This is a genomic window from Anaerotruncus massiliensis (ex Togo et al. 2026), assembly GCF_900199635.1.
GTDB lineage: Bacteria > Bacillota > Clostridia > Oscillospirales > Ruminococcaceae > Anaerotruncus > Anaerotruncus massiliensis.
On record NZ_LT962687.1, the window covers coordinates 110,791 to 131,491 of the forward strand.

The window sequence follows — 20,701 nt, forward strand, 5'->3', positions numbered from 1 at the left end:
CATTTTTTATGGTACAGATCAATCAGGACGGCGTGGAAATGGTCGGCAAGGGCGTCGGGTTCGAACGCATCCGCCGCATCACCGGCTATCTGGTGGGAACCCTCGACCGGTTCAACGACGCAAAGCGCGCCGAGGTGGGCGAGCGGGTCAAGCACACCGTCAGCCGTGAAGTAAAGCTCTGATGCCGGCGGAAGAGATTCCGCCGCTGCGCGTCGCGGGGTGCGTCTCCGACTCGATCGTCGACGGCCCGGGGATGCGGTACGTCGTCTTTGTGCAGGGGTGCCCGCACCGCTGCCCCGGCTGCCACAACCCCCAGACCCACGACTTTGCCGGCGGTTACCCCGCGGACCCCGACGAGATTGTGCGGCAGGTGAAGGCCGACCCGCTGATGAGCGGCGTGACCTTTTCGGGCGGGGAACCCTTCTGCCAGCCGGAGGCGCTCGCCGCGCTCGGGGAACGCATCCGCGCGCTCGGCAAGAACATTGTGATTTACTCCGGGTATACATTTGAACAGTTATTGCACATGGGCGAACGAAATCCCGCCGTTCTGCGCCTGCTGCGGCTGGCCGACCTGCTGGTCGACGGACCGTATCTCGAGGCGGAGCGCGATTTGACGCTGGAGTACCGGGGCAGCCGCAACCAGCGGCTGATTAAAGTCCCGGAGGCGCTTGCCGCCGCCGGGCTCGCACAATAAAACGGAAAAACGAGGGCGGAGCCAAAGGCTCCGCCCTCGTTTTATGTAGTTTTATACGCGCAGCAACAGGTCGGTGTAGGTCGGCATCGGCCAGCAGGTTCCGTCCATGATCGTCTCGGCGGCGTCGCAGGCGGCCCGCAGGCTCTCCATGCACAGGCGGATGTCGCTGCGCATAAATTCGGCGTGGGCGTGCACGTCCTCGATCGACTGGCTGCGCGCATAGGCGTCCCGCAGGGCGCCGAGCTCGCTGTCGATCTGGTCGACGAGCGCGGTGAGGGTGTCGAGCAGCCGCACGGTGGAGACGGCCGCCGCGCCCGCGGTGCGCATCCGGTTGACCGTCTCGGCGATCTCGCCGGTGTAACGCACGACGGCGGGATAGACCTGCCGCCGCACCATCTCGATGAGGGTGGCGGCCTCGATGCCGACGACCTTGACGTAGTTTTCCAGCAGGATCTCATGCCGGGAGATGCACTCGGCCTCGGTAAAGACGCCGTGCCGCGCGAAAAGGGCGATATTTTTGGGCGCGACGAGGCAGTCGAACGCCTCGACGGTCGAGGGGATGATGGGCAGGCCCCGCCGCCGGGCCTCCTGAACCCACGCCTCGGAATAGTTGTTGCCGTTATAGATGATGCGGCCGTGCTTTTGCATGACCTCGGAGATGAGGGCGCAGATTTCCGCGTCGCGGTCGGCGGCGCGCTCCAGCCGGTCGGAGAAGCCGGAAAAGACGTCGGCGAGCGCGGTGTTGAGCACGACGTTGGTCAGCGCGATCGACTGGGACGCGCCCGGCATGCGGAACTCGAACTTGTTGCCGGTGAAGGCGAAGGGGGAGGTGCGGTTGCGGTCGGAGTCGTCCTTGACGAGCTCGGGCAGCGCGTCCACGCCGGTCTTGAGCAGCTGGCGGTGCTCCTCGGGGCAGCCGCCGCCGTCGGCGAAGGAGAAGAGGGTGCGGGTGAGCGCCTCCCCGAGGAAGACGGAGATCACCGGCGGCGGAGCCTCGCAGCCGCCGAGGCGCTGGTCGTTGCCCGCGCAGGCGGCCGACGCGCGCAGCAGGTCGCCGTACTCGTCCACCACCTGGACAAAGGCCGCCGCCAGCAGCAGGAAGCGCCGGTTCCGCACCGGGTCCCCCGAGGGGGAGAGGAGGTTTTTGCCGGCGTCGGTGACGAGGGAGTAGTTGTTGTGCTTGCCGCTGCCGTTGATGCCCGCGAAGGGCTTTTCATGCAGCAGGCAGGCGAGGTTTTTCTTTTTGGCGACGACCCGCATCATCTCCATCGTGAGCTGGTTGTGGTCGCAGGCGATGTTCGCCTGGTCGTAGACGGGGGCCAGCTCGTGCTGGGCGGGGGCTGCCTCGTTGTGCTTGGTCTTGGCGGGCACCCCCAGCGACCAGAGCTCCTCGTCGAGCGCGTGCATGAAGTCGGACACCCGCAGACGGATGCGCCCGCAGTAGTGGTCGTCGAGCTCCTGCCCCTTGGGGGGCTTCGCGCCGATGAGGGTGCGGCCGCAGATCTTCAGGTCGAGGCGCTGCTCGTAGAGCGCGCGGTCGATGAGGAAATACTCCTGCTCCGCGCCGACCGTCGGGATGACATAGCTGACGGATTCCTCGCCGAGCAGGTGCAGCAGGCGGACCCCTTCGCTACCGACCGCCTGCATCGAACGCAGGAGGGGGGTCTTCTGGTCAAGCGCCTCGCCGCCGTAGGAGCAGAAGGCGGTCGGGATATAGAGGGTGCCGTCCTTGACGAAGGCGGGGGAGGTGGGGTCCCAGGTGGTGTATCCGCGCGCCTCAAAGGTGGCGCGCAGCCCGCCCGACGGGAAGCTCGACGCGTCCGGCTCCCCCTTGATGAGCGCCTTGGAGGAAAATTCGAGCATCATGCCGCCCTCGCCGTCCGGTTCGATGAAGGCGTCGTGCTTGCCGGCGGTGATGTTGGTCAGCGGCTGGAACCAGTGGGTGTAGTGGGTGGCGCCCTGCGCGATCGCCCAGTCCTTCATCCCCTCCGCGACCGCCTGCGCGATCGACGGGTCGAGCGGCAGCCCCGCCTCGCGGGTGCGCCGCAGGCTTTCGTAGACCTCGCGCGAGAGATGCTCGCGCATCGCGGCGTCGCCGAACACCCGGCAGCCGAACAGCTTTGTCAGATCCATGTGTTTCCCTCCCTCTCCGTTTCCCGCGATTCGGCGGGCCTGCTTTCTTTTCTCTTGTAAAAGAAAGCAGCAAAGAAAATACGCTTAAAGGATCAAGCGTTTCGCGCCTGCGGGCGCGACGCGGGGCTCCGCCCCGCGGCCCCGCCGCCTTTTAAAAAAGGCGGGCGAAAATTTTTGTTATTCGTTGAGGCCTTTCCAAGACCGGAAAAAACGTTTGTCTCACGGGGCGCGCGTGCGGCGACGTGCCGCGGCGGGCCTGAATCAAAAGCTTTAAGGGTTTCCAAAGGGAACTTTCTCGAAAGTTCCCTTTGGCAAAAGTTCCCCCCCTGGTTACAGCAGGTGGATGCCCGACGCCTCGCAGGCGTCGCGCATATCCTCGGGCCAGACGGACGCCTGCACCTCGCCGATGTGGGCCTTCTGGAGCATCGCCATGCAGATGCGGCTCTGGCCCACGCCGCCGCCCATCGTGAGCGGGAGGCGGCCCTCGAGCAGCATCTTGTGGAAGGGCATCGACGCACGCTCGGTGTGACCGGAGATTTCAAGCTGGCGGCGCAGCGCGTCGGCGTCGACGCGGATGCCCATCGAGGAGAGCTCGAGCGCCCGCCCGAGCACCGGGTACCAGATGATGATGTCGCCGTTTAAGGACCAGTCGTCGTAGTCGGGCGCACGGCCGTCGTGGGGCTTGCCGGACTTGAGCGCGCCGCCGATCTGCATGATGAAGACCGCGCCGTATTTTTTGGCGGCCGCGTCCTCCCGCTCCTTGGGAGAGAGGGTGGGGTATTCGTCCTCGAGCTGCTGGCTCGTAACGAAGGAGATCTGTTCCGGCAGGTAGCGTTCGAGGCAGGAGAACTGGTTGGCAAGGGTCTCCTGCGTCTTGCAGAGCGCCTTCATGATCTGGCGCACGGTATCCTTCAGCGTTTCGGCACACCGCTGTTCGCGGGTGATGACCTTCTCCCAGTCCCACTGGTCGACGTAGACCGAGTGGAGATTGTCGAGCACCTCGTCGCGGCGGATGGCGTTCATATCGGTGTAAAGCCCGGTGCCGGGCGCGAAGCCGTAGCGCGCGAGCGCGAGACGCTTCCATTTCGCCAGCGAGTGGACGATCTGCACGTCGGAGCCGAGGTCGAGGATATCGAACTGCACCGGCCGTTCGACGCCGTTGAGGTCGTCGTTGAGGCCGGTCTCGGGCTGTACGAAGAGGGGTGCGGACACACGCGTCAATTCGAGGCAGCGCGCGAGCTCCCGCTCAAAGGTGTCCTTCGCCAGCTTGATGGCGATCTCAGTCTCCATAATGTCCAGCTTGGAAAAATAGTGCTCCGGCAGGGAGAGGTTTCTCACCGACATGGGGGATGACCATCCTTTCAAAATCCGCCCGCGGACGGAATACAATTCATTTCATTATTCTACCATCCGCGGCCCTTCCATGCAAGAGAAATTCCACCATCCGGGCGGCCGGGTGTTGACGAAAAAGGAAACAACGGTTACAATAAAATCAGATCGCGCCCCGTTGTGTGTGGTGGGACGCGAAATTTGTCGATACGAGTTGGGAGGTGGGCCGTATGCCGCGGACCGTCTGGCTGGCGCTGAGCTATAACGTGCCGATCAATCCCTCGAAGGCACGGGTCTACGTCTGGCGAAAGCTCAAGGAGATTGGCGCCGAATACTTCAAGCAAGGGGTCGCCCTGCTGCCCAACACGGCCCAGAGCATGCAGCAGTTTTCCGCTTTGGCGCAGAAGATCCGCCAGCTCGGGGGGGAGGCGTCGATCGTCGAGCTCCGTTTCACCGACCCGAACGACGAGGCGCAGATGACCGCCCGCTTCAAAAAGCAGGTGGACGACGAATACACCGAGCTGCTCTCCGACTGCGCGAACGTGCTGCTCATGCTCAAACGGCCCGAACAGCCGCTGACCGCGCAGGAGACCGAGCGCATCCGCCAGATGGTAAAGCGTTACCGCAAGACCCGTTCCCGCGACTTCTTTAAGGCCTCCGAGGCCAAGGAGATCGAAACGGGCATCAACGAGATTATCGACGGGGTCAAGGGGATCGCCTCCGATCTGGGCAAGCAGCTCAGGAAGATGATGGACGTCTGATTAGCCGAGCAGCTCCCCGATCACCGCGTTGGAGAGGAGAAAGCCCTCCGCCGTGAGGCGCAGGCCGTCCGAATCAAGCGTTATCAGCCCGCCGGGAATCCGGCGGGCTTTTTCGCGCAGATTTTTCGCGCCAAAGCCGGGATAGCGGGCCGCGAGTGCGTCCCAGCGCACCCCCTCGGAAAGCCGCAGGCGGAGCATCAGGTATTCCTCCGCGTCCCCGCCCGGGCCGTCGTCGACGGCCCGGGAGAAATCCCCGCCCGACGCGAGGAATCCCCGCAGGTCGCGCGGGAAATAGAACCGCCGCCCATTTACGAACGAGTGGGCCGACGGTCCCATGCCGAGGTATTCCCGGCAGTCCCAGTATTTGAGGTTGTGGCGGGCGACGCGGCCCTCCCGCGCGAAATTGCTGATCTCGTACTGCCTCCAGCCTCCCGCCTCCAGCGATCCGGCCGCGTGCAGGTAGGCCGCGGCCTGTCCCTCCTCGTCCGGGCAGGCCGCCGCGACCCCCTGCCGGTCAAAGGGGGTGCCCGGCTCGATCTTGAGCAGGTAGGCGCTCACATGTTCCGCGCCGAGCCTGCCGCACAGGCCGACCGCCCGGTCGATGTCCGCAGGGGTCTGGCCGGGCGTGGCGAGCATGAGGTCGAGCGAAAAATGCGCGAAGCCGCAGCCCCGCGCCGTCTCCACCGCCGAAACCACGTCGGCGGCGGTATGCAGCCGCCCGAGCCGCCGGAGCTGGCCGTCGTCGGCGCTCTGCATCCCGAACGAAAGGCGGTTGACGCCCGCCGCCCGCAGGATGGAAAGCTCCCGCCCAAGCGCCGAATGGGGGTTGCACTCGACGGTAATCTCCGCGCCCGACGCGATCCCAAAGCGCGCATCCGCCGCCTCGAGGATGCGCGAAAGGCGGCGGCCCCCCAGTATCGAAGGGGTGCCGCCGCCGAAATAGACGGTATCGAGCGGCGCGAGCGCGTAGGGCGCCCGCCCGATGGAGCGGATGGCCGCGTCGGTATAGGCGTCCATCAGCGCCTCGTCCGCCGCCACCGAATAGAAGTCGCAGTAGGGGCACTTGCGCTCGCAAAAGGGGATGTGGATATAGAGGGCATCGCACATGGGAATCTCCTTTTTTGCCGCCCTGCGGGCGGCGGGGGCTTTTTTGGATTTGCCGCTCGGGGAGCGGCGGAGGTTTTATCGCCCTCCTTCGGAGGGCTGAGAGGAGCCGCCTTCGGCGGCAGGGGATTGCCGGGTCCCGCCCCGGCGGGCGGGGTACTTTCTTTGCGTCAAAGAAAGTACCCAAAGAAGGACGCTCAAGGGGACTTCCGCCAGTCCCCTTGAGAATCCCCCGGGAGTACCTTGCCAGTACCCGCCGGTTGCCGTCACTCCCCACAGGTACACCAGCTGAGGGCTCAATTCAGGTTGCGGGCGCTCCCAACGGCCGTATCTCCCCGTGCGCATGTCCGGCACGGTTCCTGAGGGCCGTTGCAACAATGCGCGTGCGCCCACCCCCCTGGCAGACACTGCGGCACTTTGGGAGCATTACGATCGGCCTCCCCGGCCGCACCCGCGGCACGGCTCCTGAGGCTCGCCGGCAGAGGCGTTGCGCCCGCGGCGCGGCGGCTGATGGACTGCTGTAGGCTGGTCCTTCGATCCGTGGCACGGGGCCGCGACCTTTATGGCCGCAGGCCGTCGCGGCCTGGGGGTCAAGGGGGCGCAGCCCCCTGCGGCTTCTTTTCCCCATTTCTTGTCCGTACAAGAAATGGGGCCGCCCGCCGGGGCGGGACCCGGCAACTGTACCGCTCATGAGCGGCAAGCCCAAGGAAGCCCCCTGCCGGCGGGAGCTGGCAAGTCCCGCCGCCCCTCGGGCGGCAAATCAGTCCTTCGAGTCGAGCTTGAGCACGGCGGTGAACGCCTCGGGCGGAATCGAGACGGAGCCGAGCTGGCGCATCTTCTTTTTGCCTTCCTTCTGTTTTTCGAGCAGCTTCTTTTTGCGGGTGATGTCGCCGCCGTAGCATTTGGCGAGCACGTCCTTGCGCAGCGCCTTGACGGTTTCGCGGGCGATGACCTTGCCGCCGATGGCGGCCTGGATGGGCACCTCAAAGAGCTGGCGGGGGATGTTGTCCCGCAGGTTTTCGCAGATGCGCCGCGCGCGCGGATAGGCCTTGTCGGCGTGGGCGATGAAGGAGAGCGCGTCGACGACCTCGCTGTTTAAAAGGATGTCGAGCTTGACGAGCTTGCTGTCGCGGTAGCCGCACATCTCATAGTCGAAGGAGGCGTAGCCGCGGGTGCGGGATTTGAGCGCGTCGAAGAAATCGTAGACGATCTCGTTGAGGGGCAGCTCGTAATGAAGCTCGACCCGGTCGGCGTCGAGGTATTTGGTGTCGAGATAGACGCCGCGGCGGTCCTGGCAGAGCTCCATGATGTTGCCGATGTAGGCGGGCGGCGTAAAGATGTTCGCCTTGACGAACGGCTCCTGCGCCGATACGATCTGCGCCGGGTCGGGATAGCTGGCGGGATTGTCGATCGTGAGCTCCTCACCGCTCTGCATCTGGAGCCTGTAGACGACGCTTGGCAGCGTCGTGACGATGTCAAGATTGAACTCCCGTTCGAGCCGTTCCTGCACGATCTCCATGTGCAGGAGTCCCAGAAAGCCGCAGCGGAAGCCGAAGCCGAGCGCGACGGAGGATTCCGGCTCAAAGGAGAGGGAGGCGTCGTTGAGCTGGAGCTTTTCGAGCGCGTCGCGCAGGTCGGGGTATTTGGCGCCGTCCTGCGGGTAGATGCCCGAAAAGACCATCGGCAGCACCTTGCGGTAGCCGGGCAGGGGCTCGGCGGCGGGATTCTCGGCGTCGGTGACGGTGTCGCCGACGGCGGTATCCCGCACCGTCTTGATCGAGGCGGTGATGTAGCCGACCTCGCCCGCGGCAAGCTCCTCCTGCGGCACGAGGCTGGTCGCGCCCATCACGCCGCACTCGACGACGGTGAACTCCGCGCCGGTGGACATCATGCGGATGGTCATGCCGGGCCGGACGGTGCCGTCCATGACGCGGACGTAGACGATGACGCCCCGGTAGCTGTCGTAGACGCTGTCGAAGATGAGCGCGCGCAGCGGGGCGGTTTCGTCCCCCTCGGGGGCGGGGATGTCCGCGACGACCCGTTCAAGCACCGCGTGGACGTTTTCGCCCGTTTTGGCGGAGATGCGCGGCGCGTCCATGCAGGGGATGCCGATGATGTCCTCGACCTCCTGCGCGACCCGGTCGGGCTCGGCGGCGGGCAGGTCGATCTTATTGATGACGGGGGTGACCTCGAGGTCGTGCTCGATCGCCAGATAGGTGTTGGCGAGCGTCTGGGCCTCGATGCCCTGCGACGCGTCCACCACGAGCACCGCGCCCTCGCAGGCGGCGAGCGACCGGGAGACCTCGTAGTTGAAGTCGACGTGTCCGGGGGTATCGATCAGGTTGAACTGGTAGTCCTGCCCATCGTCCGCGTGGTAGGTGAGGGTGACGGCGCGCGCCTTGATCGTGATGCCGCGCTCCCGCTCGAGCTCCATATTGTCGAGGATCTGGTCCTCCATGTCCCGCTGGCTCACCGCCTCGGTGAGTTCGAGGATGCGGTCGGCCAGCGTGCTTTTGCCGTGGTCGATATGCGCGATGATGCAGAAATTACGGATGTGTTCCTTATCCATTTTGCCCTGCCGTTTCCGCCCGTCCAATGGGCATCCTAAAATTTTTCCAATACTAAATTATAGCATAACCGCCCGGCGGGATGCAATACGGCGCGGCGGCGATCCCGTCAGGAACCTTTTTTGAGGATCCTCTCGATCCCGGCTGCGTCGAGCTGGTTGACCGTCACGAAACTTCCCCCATAGAACACCGCCCAGTTGTTGAAGACGCAGGGCAGCTCCTTCGCCTTTTGCAGGGTGTCCACCGGAATGAGGGAGAGGGGGACGCCGCGTTCCTCGCAGTACCGCCGGACCGCCTCGACGCGCTGGGGGATAAAGGGGCATTGCACGCTGTAGCAGATCGTGAGCTCCGGGCTTTCGACCGCCAGTTTTTTCGCGTTCGGCGCGAATTGCGGCACGGTCCCGTCGAAGGAGAGCGCGAGCAGCTCGTATTCGTTCCCGGCCGTGTCGACCGCCTCAAAGCCGAACTTCTTTGCAAACGCCTGGTCGGAGAGCCAGGCCTTTTGTTTTTTCGCCCCGAGCATGCAGACGCCGGACCTGCCCTGCCTTTTGGCGTCGGCCAGGCAGTACTCCATGAGCGACCGCCCGTACCCCTTGCCCTTGCAGCCGCCGTCGACCCAGAGGCAGTAAAGATAGATGTAGTTGCCGCCAAGGACGGGTACCCACGCCGTCTCAAGAGGGGCGTATTCGATGAAAACCACCGCCTTCGCATCGAGCTTTCGGAACACATGGCCTTCCTTGAGCCGGGCGGCGAGCCATTGCCGCTTGGCCTCGACGCCCGGGTGGGGCTTTTTGCTGCGGATGATGCAGCAGAGATGCTCTTCGGCGAGGTTTTCCTCCGTCAGGTTTATAAAATCCGGTTCCATACGCGTCCTCGTTTCCAATTGAATTTTGGCGTGGCCCAAAGGCAGAACGCCTTTTCTGTATCATAACATACCCGGCCGCGCTTCTCAAAGGAATTTGGAAATCAGGCCGGGTCCCGCCCGCCGCGGGAGGGCGGCCTTGCCATTTGCGGGGAAGGTGTGGTAGGATGGAACCAACGGGACGCGCCCGCCGGCATATGCGGTCGGTCGCTGCTTTTCAGTCCCATATGCGCGGAGAAGCGGAAGGGTGGACCGACCGATGAAAATGCCCGAAAAGATCGATGAGAGGCTGTTCGCGCCCTGCGGCATGAACTGCATGGCCTGCTGCCGGCACTGCGTGAGCAAAAGGCCCTGTCCCGGCTGCTTCGGCGGCGACGGCGGCAAGCCGGAGCACTGCCGGAAATGCGGCGTCCGCGACTGCGCCCGGGAGCGGGGCCTCGCCTACTGCTTTGCGTGCCCGGATTACCCCTGCAAGCCGGTGAAAAACCTCGACAGGAGCTACCGCAAGCGCTATCAAGCGAGCCCCATGGAAAACGGCGCGGCGGTGAAGGCGCGGGGGCTGGAGGCGTTTCTGGCGGCGCAGCGGGAAGAATTCACCTGTCCCGCCTGCGGCGGGACCGTCTCCCTCCACGACGCGGCGTGCAGCGAATGCGGCAGGCCGCGCGGCCCCGGGGAGGTCTGACGCCCGCCGGAAAACGGGGCGGAAAAGGCGTACAATGGGTTCGGCCGGCTGCGGCCGAGGGGGAGTGTGCCCGGATGATGCTCAAAATATTGCTGATCGCGGCCTGTCTGGGCGCGGTCCTGTTGGACGCGGCGAAGAAGCTCGACCTTCTGGGCCGCTGGCATATGGCGCTCTGCGCCCTGCTGCTGCCGCACGCGCTCTTCTGGTGGCAGCGGCTCTCCCGCCTTGGCGGGGCGGGCCTCTGGGCGGTGCGGCTGGCGGTGGGCGTCTATTTCGCCTGGACGCTCCTGCGCCTGCTGTTTTTCCCCGCGCGGGACTACCAGACCGAAAACCGCCGCGTCCGGGTCCTCTGGGCCGGGCGCATGGCGCTGCGGGGCGGGCTGCTCCTGCTTTTGATGCAGGCGGTCTTTTACCTGTGGGTCCTGCCGCCGCTCGCGGGCGGCCTGCCGGGCTGGGTCGTCCCCGCCGACCTCGCGGCGGCGTTTCTGCTCGTCGCGCTGGTCATCCTCGGCGGCGCGCTGCGGATTCTCTTCACCTGCCGCAGGCTGGGGATCGTCAAGCGGGTGCTGCTCGTCCTGAACCTGTGGATCCCGGTCGTCAACCTCTTTTTGATGCTCTGGCTCTGCCGGGCCGCGCGGGATGAATACGACCACGAATGCTACCGCGAGGAGGCGCGCCGGGTGCGCGCGGAGCGGGACGTCTGCCGGACGAGATATCCGCTGCTTCTCGTGCACGGGGTCGGCTTCCGCGATCTCAAATATTTCAACTACTGGGGCCGCATCCCGCGCGAATTGCAGCGGAACGGCGCCGCGGTCTACTACGGGCACCAGCAGGCGTGGGGCACGATCGAGGACAACGCCGAGGCCATCCGCGCAAAAATCCTGGAGATCCAAACGGAGACGGGCTGCGAAAAGGTCAACATCATCGCGCACTCCAAGGGCGGGCTCGACGCGCGCTACCTGATCACCCGGCTTGGGATGGGGGAGGCCGTGGCGTCGCTCACGACGATCTCCACCCCGCACCGCGGCTCCGAGCTGCTGGACCTGCTCGGGAAGCTGCCCGACGGCCTCTACCGCAAAATCTGCGGGATGGTCGACGCGGCCTTCCGCAAGGTCGGGGACCGGGCCCCCGACGCGTGCACGGCCAGCCGTCAGCTCGCGCCCGCCTTCGCGGAGGCCTTCAACGCCGAAACGCCCGACGACCCGCGCGTCAGCTACCGGAGCTGGGCCACCGTCATGAAAAACCCGCTGAGCGACCCGCTGCTCAGCATCCCCTATTTCCTGCTCCGGTGCGTCCGGGGCCCCAACGACGGCCTCGTGTGCATCGACTCGGCCAAGTGGGGGACGTTCGGCGGCGTGCTCTCCAGCCGGCGGCGCCGCGGCATTTCGCACGGCGACATCATCGACCTCAAGCGGGAGGACTACCGGGGCTTCGACGTCATCGAATGGTATGTCGGGCTTGTGTCCCGCCTGCGCGACGACGGGTTCTAACCCCGGCGGCGGACCCGGAAGCCCCGGGAACAGCGAATGAAAGGGGAAGCGCCATGGACGAAAGACTGCAATTTTCCGGCAGGGAGGAGTTCCGCGGGTGGCTTCAGGACCACTGCCGGACGGACGGCGGCATCTGGCTGCTCTTCGGCAAGGCGGGCGGCCCGCGGACGATCACGGCGGCGGAGGCGCTGGAGGAGGCGCTCTGCTTTGGCTGGATCGACGGACAGATGCAGCGGATTGACGACAGCTCCTACGTAAAATATTTTTCCCCGCGCAGGGAGAACAGCAAGTGGTCGGAGAAGAACAAAGCGCTGGCTGAAAAGCTGGAGCGGCAGGGACGCATGACCTGCTTCGGCCGGGAAAAGATCGCGGAGGCGAAGCAAAACGGGCAGTGGGACGCCCCAAAATCCCCGGCGGTCACGGAGGAGCAGGTACGGGCGGTTTCCGAACTGCTGGCGGGATACGAGCCCGCCCACACGCATTTTTCCGCGATGTCCCCGTCAGTGAGGAGGACCTATACCAAAGCGTATCTGGCCGCCAGGACCGACGAGGGGCGGAAAAAGCGTCTGGCGTGGATGGTCGGCCGGCTCAATCAAAACCTGAAGCCGATGTAAGGCCCCGCGGGAGACGGGGAACCCGCGCTGAAAAAGGGATTTGCTCCGGTGACGGGACGCAAAGCGCCGGCCCGAAAGGCGGGCCGGCGCAAAAAACAGCCGCCACGGCCGGCGAACCGGACGCAGCGTCCTTACGGCCAGGGCATGATGGGGGGCAGAATACAGAACGGATGTCCCGCGGGGTCGAGCATGACCCGCCAGCGGTCGTCAAATTGGACTTCCGACATGGACGCGCCGCACGACAGGGCGTGCTTCACCCCTTCTTCCACATCCGCGACGTGGAAATCCAAATGCGCCATTTGCTGCTGCTCCTCCGGCGCCGCGGGCCAAACGGGCGGAAGGTAATCATCCGCCTGCTGGATGGTGATCCAGGTGGGGGTCCCCGTTTGCTCCAGGTCCACCAAGACGGTATATTCTTCGCCCTTGAACCGCGTCCAGCCAAGCAGCCTTTCGTAAAATGCGGACAGCTCGTCCGCCCGATCGGAATCCAATACAACATTCCAGCCTGCAAGATGAAGCGCCATGATCTGATCCCTCCGCGTTTTATTGGGAAATGCGAGCTTACCATACAGTTTAATTGCTGCCGGGATGCTTGTCAAATCACTTTTTTCAAATCTGTTACGCGCCTGACGGGAGGACGGTGACATGCTAAACGACAGCCTCTACGATATGATTTTCAAGAGAAAATCGTTTCACCTGTTCCGAGATACCGGCGATACCGGCATATCCCCCGAGGAACTGCGGTCGATTGAGGAAACCTGGCGTTCCCTGGTCCCCCTGTGCCCCGGGATTCGGACGGCCATTCGGATCGTCCCGGCTGGGGAAACCACCTGCAAGCGCGGACAGCAGGCCTGTATTTTGCTGTATAGCGAGAGGAAGGACCATTATTTGCAGAACATCGGGTACCTGGGCGAACAGCTGGAGCTGTCCCTTGTCTCGCAAAACATCGGAACGCTGTGGTACGGGATCGGAAAAGCGCCGGGGCCCCCGCCGGAGGGGCTCGATTTTGTCATCATGATCGCCATTGCCAAAATCGACGACGGCCAAAAATTCCGCAAGGACCTGTTCCGGAGCAAACGGAAGCCGGTCGGCGAAATCTGGCGCGGGGAGCCCGTCGAGGGCGTCACCGAAATTGTCCGGTTTGCGCCGAGCGCCTGCAACACGCAGCCGTGGCTGGTGGAACGCGAAGGCGACGCCTTGCGCGTTTACCGCGTGCGCAAGCCGGGCAGGAGCGGGATCATGCCCGCCGGCCAGGTGGCGTTCTACAACCAAATCGATCTGGGGATTTTTTTGTGCTTTCTGGACCTCTGCCTTCAGCGGCGTCACATCCGGTACGAGGCGAAGCTGCACGCGGACCCCGGTTCGGACGGGGAAAAGACGCTGGCCGCGGTCTATAAATGGAAGCAGGACTGAATAAGCGCCGAAGGGGCCGCTCTGTGAGCGGCCCCTTCGGCGTTCATGCGTCCGGTTCGACCGGGACGCCTTCCTGTGATTTCATGACGTTTTGTTGATATTCATGGTTTTTATACCAATTGTCTAATGAGCCCCAGCCCCGCAGGAGCAGGCCGTAGCCCTGCTGCGCGAGCGGCAGCGGGCGCGGGGTGACGAGGCAGGCGTGTCATCGGTTTTCACGAGACGACCCGTAAAACGGGTAATCATGAGGATGTACCGCCAAATCAGGGATCGCGGCGGGACCCAACACACGCAAAGCCTAAGAAGCTTATCGTAGCAGGTACGGGCGGAATTGTACGCTTGCGATTCCTAGGAGGAGAGTTGAAATATGCCGGAGCTGCGCAAGATTTTGGGAATCTATGCGGAGACCCGGTCGGAACTTCTTTTCAATACTTGCAAAATACAACCCATTATCATACAATAATAATGTTTTCATAAACCATCAAAGTAAATTCTATTTTTAGGGTTGAAAAACAAGGGCGTCATAAGGGGGAGTACCCATTTATAAGATAGCGGTTTGTGATGATATTGAGCGGGATTTGGAGGAGATGGCGGCGGCAGCCGCTGCGTTGCTGCGGGAAGCAGGGATGGAAACCGAGACCGAATTTTTCCATACGGCCTCTGAACTGCTGAAGGCCCACAAACAGGGAACGTCTTGGGACTTGATCCTGTTGGATATTATGATGGATGACGGGCAGGACGGGATCAATGTCGCGGAATGCCTGAGGGAACGCGGTGATGAAACCGATCTGGTGTTCGTTTCAAGAAGCCCGGAGTTTGCGCTGGCGGGCTATCGAAGCTATCCGGTGAGTTATCTGCTGAAGCCGCTTACACAGGAAAACCTGAGGCCGGTATTGCTGCATTGCCTGGAAAGGCGTAAGGAGCGGCCTTCTCTCGTATTGGAGACGTTGGGAGGCGGCGCAACCGCGATCCGATTGAGTGATATTCGTTATATTGAGATTTTCCGACGGGAACTGGTGGTTCACTGTAAGGAAAAAACCGTTTCCTGCTTCGGCGCGTTGAAAACAGTTCTGGACGCGCTGCCGCCGGAAAGCTTTTACCACTGCCACCGCAGCTTCATTGTCAACCTCGCGTGTGTGAGCGGGATTCAAAAATACCGGTTTCTGCTGCACGGCGAAGGGGAGGTTCCGGTTGCCGTCCGGCGTTATCAGGATGCGCAGGCCCGGTGGCTGGAGTTTCTTACATAAAAAGCCGCTTTCGCAAGCGGCTTTTTTGCACGAGGAGAATCAATGATTTTCCGGGGGAAGCCGTAATGCGGCTTGCAGAGTAAATACCGACCCCAGCTGCCGAAGCTCCAACGCCCCGTCATATTTCTCAGTCACCCGGCGCATGGTGGGAATCCCCAATCCGTGGCAGCCGGCATCGGGTTTGCTGGTGAGAAAAGAGCTGCTCCCCGTATTCCGGGGCGGGGCGGAATTCTGGCAGATGACGAGGAACACCCCTTGCCTGACCGCCAGCGACAGGGAAATAAAACGCTCACTGCCGGCGGGAAGGCGCTCACACGCCTCCACCGCGTTATCCAGCAGATTTGATAAGAGCATACACAAATCCGCGTCGGCGATGGGCAGGTTTTCGGGGACGCGGGCCTCACACTCGATCCGGATGCCGGCGTTCCCCGCGGGGCCGAGCCGCCCCGAAAGGATGGCGTTCACCAGGAAATTTTCCGTATAATAGAGCTGTGGAAGCTCCTCTTTTTGCCGGTCGAGCTCGGCCAAATACGCGCCCAGACGGACATATTCTTCCGCCTGATAAAAAGCCGTCATTGTTTCCACATGGTGGCGCAGCTCGTGCTTCAGGGCACGTGCTTGCTCAATGGCGCCGCGCATCTGAGCGGCGCTATCGGCGGCGAACCGATTTTGCAGCTTCATTGCTTGAAGTTCGGCGCTTTCCCGCAAAAGCCGTGCGTTCCGGCGCACCATCAGGCCGCCGAAGGCCAGGACCAGCGCGGCCCCCGCGTACTCCTCCTGCCAGAGTCCATAGATCGGCTCGAACTTGTTGGCGTCCCAGAAGTCCGCGAAGAGGCTGACGCCCAGAATGCCCGCGGCGGCCAGCACAAACGGGACCGCGCCATGCTTTTCCCCGCCAAGCCCGGTCCCCGCGCAAAGGGCGAGGAAAGCCCAGATCAGCAGTTTGGCCCCATCCATCAGCCCGCCGTAAAACTTGACGAAACCGGGCGCCGCCGGTATGATGAAAAGTACGGCGGTCATAGACAAAATGCACACGAAAAGTGCGGCGGGGCGCAGAAGCCGCCGGTACCAGGCGTTCCGGCGTAGTCCGGAGGCGACGGCCGCCACCGCCGCCGCCTCGCAGAGCGCCAGAAGCCAGGAGGCGTCCTCCACCGCGTACCAGAGCGTCCCTGAAAGCCCCAGCTGCCACACGAATGGATGAAGGCAGTGGACGGCGAAGGCGAGGCAGAGGACGCCGAAGTGGAGGAAAAGCCCATCCCTTTCCCGCGAAAACCACAGCGACAGGGAGAAGATCGCCAGCGTCAGCGCCGAAACCACCGCCGCAGAATATACCAGTGTGCGAAGAAAGGACATTTGCCCAATGGCTTCAGCGGTGCCCAGCATGGGCGGGTAGGTGAGGCCGCTGTAGTAGTGGCTCCGATTGACGGTTTCCAGCCGAAGGCCGGTGTCACCGCCACCCACGGGGACATCGATCACAGCGCCCGATCCAGTGGATGCCGCCGGCCGTTGGTTCACATAAAGCGTATATTCGGTGAAGACCTGCGGCAGTTCCAGCAGGAGGGTGCGGGGCGGGCCTTCATAGCGCAGAGTCAGGGTATAGGTCCCTTCGCCAAAGGGGGAATCCCGGCCCGGCAGAAATGAAAAATTGGAATACTGCCCAATGAAAACCTCCCGTCCGTCCAGGAGCCAGCCGTCGACCAGCGGGATGGGTTTCGTCAAATCGCTTTCGGAAAAAGAAAACACGCCGTCCTCGCCGTAAGGGGGGCCGGCGGTATATTTGTTATCGAAGCGGTAGGTGCCGGCCAGCAGCAACGCGAACGCCAGCAGGGAGCACGCCGCGCAAATCCAGGAAAGGAGACGGTGTTCATGAAGTTTTTGCATCAATTAACGCTCCTTTCTCTCTGCGCCGTATTGCCGCTGGGGATGGTCTGTCCGGTCCACGCGGAGGGGGAGCCGCCCCAGGCGCGGGTCTACCGCGCAGCGGACGACAGCCCGTATCAAATCCGATTCAACCGGGACATCGATTTTGGGCTCATTACCCGGAACATCGGCGAGGACGACTTCTACTGGGACAGCGGGAGCGACACGTTTGCACTGCTGTGGGACGAGGGGGAATTCGACGCCGCGGTGGGGCGGGGAGAAACCGCGTTCACCATGACGGGCGAATACGGCCTTCCCGGTCAAAGTTCCCCGGAGCTGGCGGAACTTTGGGACATGGGACTCGTGACCATGCCGGACCCGCCGAGGCTGCTGGTCCATATTCGCCCCCGGGACGATCAGACGGTTTACAGTGTCCAGGACGAGGAGGTCATATGGAAGGTGCGGGAGGACACGCTCTTTGAGGATGCCGTCCGGTATCAGGACACCCTGACGCTGCGGCCGGCGGAGGGGGCAAACCCCTATCAAGACCCCGCCAGCCTGGATTTTTGCGTCACCTGGAACCGGGCCGACTATGAAGCGGGCATCGGGAGCGGCGCGGAAACCTTCACGATTTCCGGCATTTACGGAGAGCCGGACTGGGACGAGATGAAGGGCTGGGCCAGAGCGGAGGGAACCGCCGTGGCGACGGTGGCCGTTGAGAGGGAACCCGGCGAACCGCTTGTTTACCGGGATCCGGCGGCCGACGACCTCGGCGGCATGGTCTGCGCCGCCTACGTGACTTCGGGAACGCGGTTTGATGAGCTGCGCCTTCCGGAGGAAGCGACGCTGCGCCTGGTGGACGGGACCTATCAGGACACGCGGCGCTTTGCTTACCGGTGGAGCCGCGAGGCATTTGAAGCGGGCATCAAGTCGGGGGCGGAATGTTTTACCGTTCCGGGCAGCTACGCCCCCCATGCCGCTTGGACCGGCGGGGAGAAGCAGCGCTGGGACGACGGGCTAATCCTGGTGGACATGCCCGTTCCCGAACTCACCGTCCACGTGCTGCGGGACAGGGAGTTCCCCTTTACCGCCGACGTCAGGATCAACAGCTACGGCGATCTGGGCCCCTATTTTGCGTTCCCCTGGGTCGCGGGGATGGAAAAAGCCGTCCTCGCCTACTCCCTGGACAACGAAACCTGGTATGAGGAACCCTGGTCCTGGGATGACCTCCCCAGCGACCAGCGGCAAAGCGGAAGATTTGAATACACGCTGATTGCCGCGGATGAGGATTACAATCCGATGATAACAGAATCCACCGCCGTTTTGTATGTGAAAGTGACGGTCGTTGGCTCCCCTTTCGCGGGGGTCACAAAAGTTTTTGACCTCAAGCCGTCCTCCGGGGGTTGGGATATGACGCCCCACGACGACAACAGCGGCGACCACGGCGGCGGGGGCCAGGGAGAAAACGACCGCCCAGGCAAAGAGGAGTCGGACGACGCGCCGGAGCGCTCCCCCGAGACGGGCGCATCCTCCGGGCCAAAGCCCGCCGGACCCACGTCCGAGCCGCCGGAAAGCGGGCAAACGCCTCAGCCGCTCCCGTCCCACGAAGCTGATCAGACGGGCGGAACCGCCAAAACGGATCTTGCATCCCGGGAAGATTCCGTCGGCCCATCGTCTGAAGCGGCAAGCGAAAAAGAGGATGCGGCGCCGGGATCGGTTCCCGATCCCCCGGCAAGCCCCGTGGCCGCGGCCGCGTCCAATCCCTCGCCCCCCCATGTCCCCGGTTTCGCGGCGGCGACGGCTGCCACGGCCGCGCTGGTCCTGGGGGCCGCGATCTGGTCCCACCGGCATGGAAAACAAAAATAAGAAACCCCATGCACCTGCTCTTCTGCCTGAAGAGCAGGTGTTTTTCTATTATACGTTATACGGTATCACAGAAACTCCCGCCGCGTCAACCGGCCGTCATTGCATTCGTACCGTATATGTGACGTTGGTGCAAAAGGTCACACGAGAAATGCAAAAACTGATAAAATTATGATAATTGTATCGCGTATCCGACAATCAGGGTTAAGAGAGGGGGCATGCCCCCTCTCTTAACCGCCCCATGGGGCGGTTAAACTCCTTTGTCAGAGAGCAATCTTTATAGGAGGGCGAACTATGAAAAATCACACCTGCCGCCGGGGGCTTTCATTGCTGTTGGCCGTCTGTATGGCGCTGAGCATGACCAACAGTTTTGTGTATGCACAGGCCGGGGAGGAACCGGCGAACATTGTGCAGCAGGATACGGCAGAAGAGGCGGACAGCTCCAGGGATTCCTCTCCCTCCCTTGACAATACGCCTGTAAAGATAGAGGAGGCAAAGGACCAGCCCGCGCCGAATAGCAGTAGCGGTCTTCCGGTGGACTCTGAGAAGGCGGAGACGCCTGAGCCGCCCGCGCCGCCAACCTGCAGCTGCCCGGCTGCGGACAGCGGCGAGGTGGCGCACAGCGAGGACTGCCCTCTCTACAGAAAGCCGGACGAGCCCGCGCAGGAAAAGAAATGCACCTGCGCCGCGCTTTGCACAGAGGACGCGGTGGATGCGGAGTGCCCCGTCTGCGCCGAACACTGGGAGAGCTGCGCCTTTACGGAGGAGCAGCCGGAAGAAAAATGCACCTGCACCGCGCTTTGCACAGAGGACGCGGTGGATGAAGCCTGCCCGGTCTGCGCCGAACACTGGGAAAGCTGCGCCTGTCTGCCGGAACAGTCCGAAGCGGCAAAGGCGGCGCTGGCGCTGATCGCGGCGCTGCCCACGGTGGAGGAGCTGCAAGCCGAGATATTGGCGGCCTACGAAGCGGATACGCCGGACGAGGCCGCCGCTGCCGCGCGCATGGATGAGGTGAGGGCACAGGCGGAGGCCGCCCGCGCGGCCTTCGACGCTCTCTCCGACGAGGAGAAAGCGGCGTTCGACCCCGAGGCGCTCGCCAAGCTCGCCGCGCTGGAAACCATGTTTTCAGTGACGACACTGGCGGATGGCGAGCGAATCCCCCTGACGGATGACGTGACGAAGCTGGAACTCGGCGGGTACTACAGTATCAGCAATGACGCCCAGTACCAGCATTTCATGAACCTGATCTCAGCGAACAACCCCGAAGCGTCGTCGATCCATACCGAGATCGGCACCGGCGCCACCGTCTATCTGGAAACGAGCCTGTATGCGGGCGCCGGCATCGGGGGACCCATCGGCGGGAGCATCATTGACTCCAGCTCGACCCCCGTCCGCTTCAACGGCACCTTTGACGGCCAGGGCCATTCGGTAAACCTGAACATCAACGGCAGCATCTACAGCGGGATGTTCGGGGCCCTGGGGGGCAATGCGGTGGTACAGAACGTCGTGGTCACCGGCAAGGTGAACGGCGGCGGCTACACCGGCGGCATCGCGGGGAAGGCCTTCGGGGGCACCATCCAAAACTGCGTCAGCCTGGCGGAAGTCAGCGGCGCGGGCAACGTGGGGGGCATCGCGGGGAGCGCCCGCAACATCAAAAACTGCGCCAGCGGCGGCAGCGTCACCGGCACCGGGGAGGCTGTTGGGGGCGTTGTGGGCTCCATCGGCGGGGCGCTGGACCACTGTTACAGCACCGGCACCGTCAGCGGCGCGCGCTATGTGGGGGGCGTCGCCGGGGTCAGGGGCAGCGAAGCGGCCTGTACGCCCTGGGGGAGAAGGTCACCGGCGCCCAGGATGTGGGACGGGTGCTGGGGGGCACCAGCAGCGGCGGCACCCCCGAGGGGCCCTTTTATGCCCGGGCGGACCTCCTGTTCGGCGCCGCCGGTTCGGAGCGAACCATCGCCAGCGGCACCGGGGTCAGCGACACCGGCATCCATGGCGAGAGCATCGAGGTCCCCAAAGAAGGGGCCCAAAAGGTTTCCGCCGTCGTGAACCTGGGCAGCAGCGGCTGGAGCTATGGGGACG

The 20,701-nt window shown here is 63.5% G+C and carries 16 protein-coding genes and 1 pseudogene; 10 read left to right on the forward strand and 7 right to left on the reverse strand.

Going from position 1 to position 20,701, the window contains the following annotated elements; genetic code table 11:
- Positions 1 to 53: 53 nt before the first annotated feature.
- Both nrdD and nrdG read left to right on the forward strand, forming a co-directional pair.
- Positions 54 to 182, forward strand: a pseudogene (nrdD, locus tag C1A13_RS14590) (anaerobic ribonucleoside-triphosphate reductase); the annotation flags it as partial.
- On the forward strand, positions 182 to 694 hold the full coding sequence (gene nrdG, locus C1A13_RS01120; RefSeq protein WP_101548357.1) for an anaerobic ribonucleoside-triphosphate reductase activating protein: 513 nt from the start codon (positions 182 to 184) through the stop codon (positions 692 to 694). The pseudogene nrdD and the gene nrdG, both read left to right, overlap by 1 nt.
- A 51-nt stretch (positions 695 to 745) precedes the next feature.
- Here nrdG and C1A13_RS01125 read toward each other — a convergent pair whose 3' ends face one another.
- Both C1A13_RS01125 and asnA read right to left on the reverse strand, forming a co-directional pair.
- Positions 746 to 2,827 (reverse strand): glutamine synthetase III family protein, encoded by a 2,082-nt coding sequence (locus C1A13_RS01125; RefSeq protein WP_101548359.1) that lies wholly within the window; start codon positions 2,825 to 2,827, stop codon positions 746 to 748.
- Between the two features lie 330 nt (positions 2,828 to 3,157).
- Positions 3,158 to 4,171: an aspartate--ammonia ligase gene (gene asnA, locus C1A13_RS01130; RefSeq protein WP_101548361.1), complete on the reverse strand. Its 1,014-nt coding sequence runs from the start codon at positions 4,169 to 4,171 to the stop codon at positions 3,158 to 3,160.
- Positions 4,172 to 4,386: 215 nt separating this feature from the next.
- Here asnA and C1A13_RS01135 point away from each other — a divergent pair, with 215 nt between their 5' ends.
- The gene (locus C1A13_RS01135; protein WP_101548362.1) at positions 4,387 to 4,917 is read left to right on the forward strand and encodes a Chromate resistance protein ChrB; all 531 of its coding nucleotides are present in this window, start codon (positions 4,387 to 4,389) and stop codon (positions 4,915 to 4,917) included.
- On the opposite strand, the gene hemW is transcribed toward C1A13_RS01135, so the two are convergent.
- The 3 genes from hemW to C1A13_RS01150 all read right to left on the reverse strand — a co-directional run bounded on the left by hemW (position 4,918) and on the right by C1A13_RS01150 (position 9,453).
- A complete protein-coding gene (hemW, locus tag C1A13_RS01140; protein ID WP_101548364.1) occupies positions 4,918 to 6,024 on the reverse strand; it encodes a radical SAM family heme chaperone HemW in 1,107 nt (368 codons plus the stop codon).
- A gap of 757 nt (positions 6,025 to 6,781) precedes the next feature.
- Positions 6,782 to 8,590 (reverse strand): translation elongation factor 4, encoded by a 1,809-nt coding sequence (gene lepA, locus C1A13_RS01145; RefSeq protein ID WP_101553155.1) that lies wholly within the window; start codon positions 8,588 to 8,590, stop codon positions 6,782 to 6,784.
- Positions 8,591 to 8,697: 107 nt separating this feature from the next.
- The gene (locus C1A13_RS01150; protein WP_101548366.1) at positions 8,698 to 9,453 is read right to left on the reverse strand and encodes a GNAT family N-acetyltransferase; all 756 of its coding nucleotides are present in this window, start codon (positions 9,451 to 9,453) and stop codon (positions 8,698 to 8,700) included.
- A gap of 256 nt (positions 9,454 to 9,709) precedes the next feature.
- Between C1A13_RS01150 and C1A13_RS01155 the strand changes: the two genes are divergently transcribed.
- From C1A13_RS01155 to C1A13_RS01165, 3 genes are all read left to right on the forward strand, one after another.
- Positions 9,710 to 10,132 (forward strand): DUF3795 domain-containing protein, encoded by a 423-nt coding sequence (locus C1A13_RS01155; RefSeq protein WP_101548368.1) that lies wholly within the window; start codon positions 9,710 to 9,712, stop codon positions 10,130 to 10,132.
- Positions 10,133 to 10,206: 74 nt separating this feature from the next.
- Positions 10,207 to 11,622: an esterase/lipase family protein gene (locus tag C1A13_RS01160; protein ID WP_242970789.1), complete on the forward strand. Its 1,416-nt coding sequence runs from the start codon at positions 10,207 to 10,209 to the stop codon at positions 11,620 to 11,622.
- A 53-nt stretch (positions 11,623 to 11,675) separates the two neighbouring features.
- Positions 11,676 to 12,236, forward strand: a complete 561-nt coding sequence (locus tag C1A13_RS01165; RefSeq protein WP_101548371.1) for a YdeI/OmpD-associated family protein — start codon at positions 11,676 to 11,678, stop codon at positions 12,234 to 12,236.
- A 131-nt stretch (positions 12,237 to 12,367) separates the two neighbouring features.
- On the opposite strand, the gene C1A13_RS01170 is transcribed toward C1A13_RS01165, so the two are convergent.
- Positions 12,368 to 12,760, reverse strand: a complete 393-nt coding sequence (locus C1A13_RS01170) for a VOC family protein (protein ID WP_101548373.1) — start codon at positions 12,758 to 12,760, stop codon at positions 12,368 to 12,370.
- Positions 12,761 to 12,905: 145 nt separating this feature from the next.
- Between C1A13_RS01170 and C1A13_RS01175 the strand changes: the two genes are divergently transcribed.
- Complete coding sequence (locus C1A13_RS01175; RefSeq protein ID WP_242970887.1) at positions 12,906 to 13,649, forward strand: nitroreductase family protein; 744 nt, start codon at positions 12,906 to 12,908, stop codon at positions 13,647 to 13,649.
- A gap of 587 nt (positions 13,650 to 14,236) precedes the next feature.
- On the forward strand, positions 14,237 to 14,896 hold the full coding sequence (locus C1A13_RS01180) for a LytR/AlgR family response regulator transcription factor (RefSeq protein WP_101548376.1): 660 nt from the start codon (positions 14,237 to 14,239) through the stop codon (positions 14,894 to 14,896).
- 39 nt (positions 14,897 to 14,935) lie between these two features.
- On the opposite strand, the gene C1A13_RS01185 is transcribed toward C1A13_RS01180, so the two are convergent.
- Positions 14,936 to 16,777, reverse strand: a complete 1,842-nt coding sequence (locus C1A13_RS01185; protein WP_101548378.1) for an ATP-binding protein — start codon at positions 16,775 to 16,777, stop codon at positions 14,936 to 14,938.
- Between C1A13_RS01185 and C1A13_RS01190 the strand changes: the two genes are divergently transcribed.
- Positions 16,763 to 18,622: a hypothetical protein gene (locus tag C1A13_RS01190; protein ID WP_101548380.1), complete on the forward strand. Its 1,860-nt coding sequence runs from the start codon at positions 16,763 to 16,765 to the stop codon at positions 18,620 to 18,622. The genes C1A13_RS01185 and C1A13_RS01190 overlap by 15 nt on opposite strands.
- A 291-nt stretch (positions 18,623 to 18,913) precedes the next feature.
- Positions 18,914 to 20,668 carry a hypothetical protein gene (locus C1A13_RS15040; RefSeq protein ID WP_242970790.1) on the forward strand — a complete coding sequence of 585 codons (1,755 nt, stop codon included), beginning with the start codon at positions 18,914 to 18,916 and terminating at the stop codon, positions 20,666 to 20,668.
- The last annotated feature ends 33 nt before the right edge of the window (positions 20,669 to 20,701 follow it).

Coding starts and splice junctions, on each gene's coding strand:
- nrdG (WP_101548357.1), top strand. CDS start 182: ATGCCGGCGGAAGAGATTCCGCCGCTGCGCGTCGCGGGGTGCGTCTCC.
- C1A13_RS01125 (WP_101548359.1), bottom strand. CDS start 2,827: ATGGATCTGACAAAGCTGTTCGGCTGCCGGGTGTTCGGCGACGCCGCG.
- asnA (WP_101548361.1), bottom strand. CDS start 4,171: ATGTCGGTGAGAAACCTCTCCCTGCCGGAGCACTATTTTTCCAAGCTG.
- C1A13_RS01135 (WP_101548362.1), top strand. CDS start 4,387: ATGCCGCGGACCGTCTGGCTGGCGCTGAGCTATAACGTGCCGATCAAT.
- hemW (WP_101548364.1), bottom strand. CDS start 6,024: ATGTGCGATGCCCTCTATATCCACATCCCCTTTTGCGAGCGCAAGTGC.
- lepA (WP_101553155.1), bottom strand. CDS start 8,590: ATGGATAAGGAACACATCCGTAATTTCTGCATCATCGCGCATATCGAC.
- C1A13_RS01150 (WP_101548366.1), bottom strand. CDS start 9,453: ATGGAACCGGATTTTATAAACCTGACGGAGGAAAACCTCGCCGAAGAG.
- C1A13_RS01155 (WP_101548368.1), top strand. CDS start 9,710: ATGAAAATGCCCGAAAAGATCGATGAGAGGCTGTTCGCGCCCTGCGGC.
- C1A13_RS01160 (WP_242970789.1), top strand. CDS start 10,207: ATGATGCTCAAAATATTGCTGATCGCGGCCTGTCTGGGCGCGGTCCTG.
- C1A13_RS01165 (WP_101548371.1), top strand. CDS start 11,676: ATGGACGAAAGACTGCAATTTTCCGGCAGGGAGGAGTTCCGCGGGTGG.
- C1A13_RS01170 (WP_101548373.1), bottom strand. CDS start 12,760: ATGGCGCTTCATCTTGCAGGCTGGAATGTTGTATTGGATTCCGATCGG.
- C1A13_RS01175 (WP_242970887.1), top strand. CDS start 12,906: ATGATTTTCAAGAGAAAATCGTTTCACCTGTTCCGAGATACCGGCGAT.
- C1A13_RS01180 (WP_101548376.1), top strand. CDS start 14,237: ATGGCGGCGGCAGCCGCTGCGTTGCTGCGGGAAGCAGGGATGGAAACC.
- C1A13_RS01190 (WP_101548380.1), top strand. CDS start 16,763: ATGAAGTTTTTGCATCAATTAACGCTCCTTTCTCTCTGCGCCGTATTG.
- C1A13_RS01185 (WP_101548378.1), bottom strand. CDS start 16,777: ATGCAAAAACTTCATGAACACCGTCTCCTTTCCTGGATTTGCGCGGCG.
- C1A13_RS15040 (WP_242970790.1), top strand. CDS start 18,914: ATGAAAAATCACACCTGCCGCCGGGGGCTTTCATTGCTGTTGGCCGTC.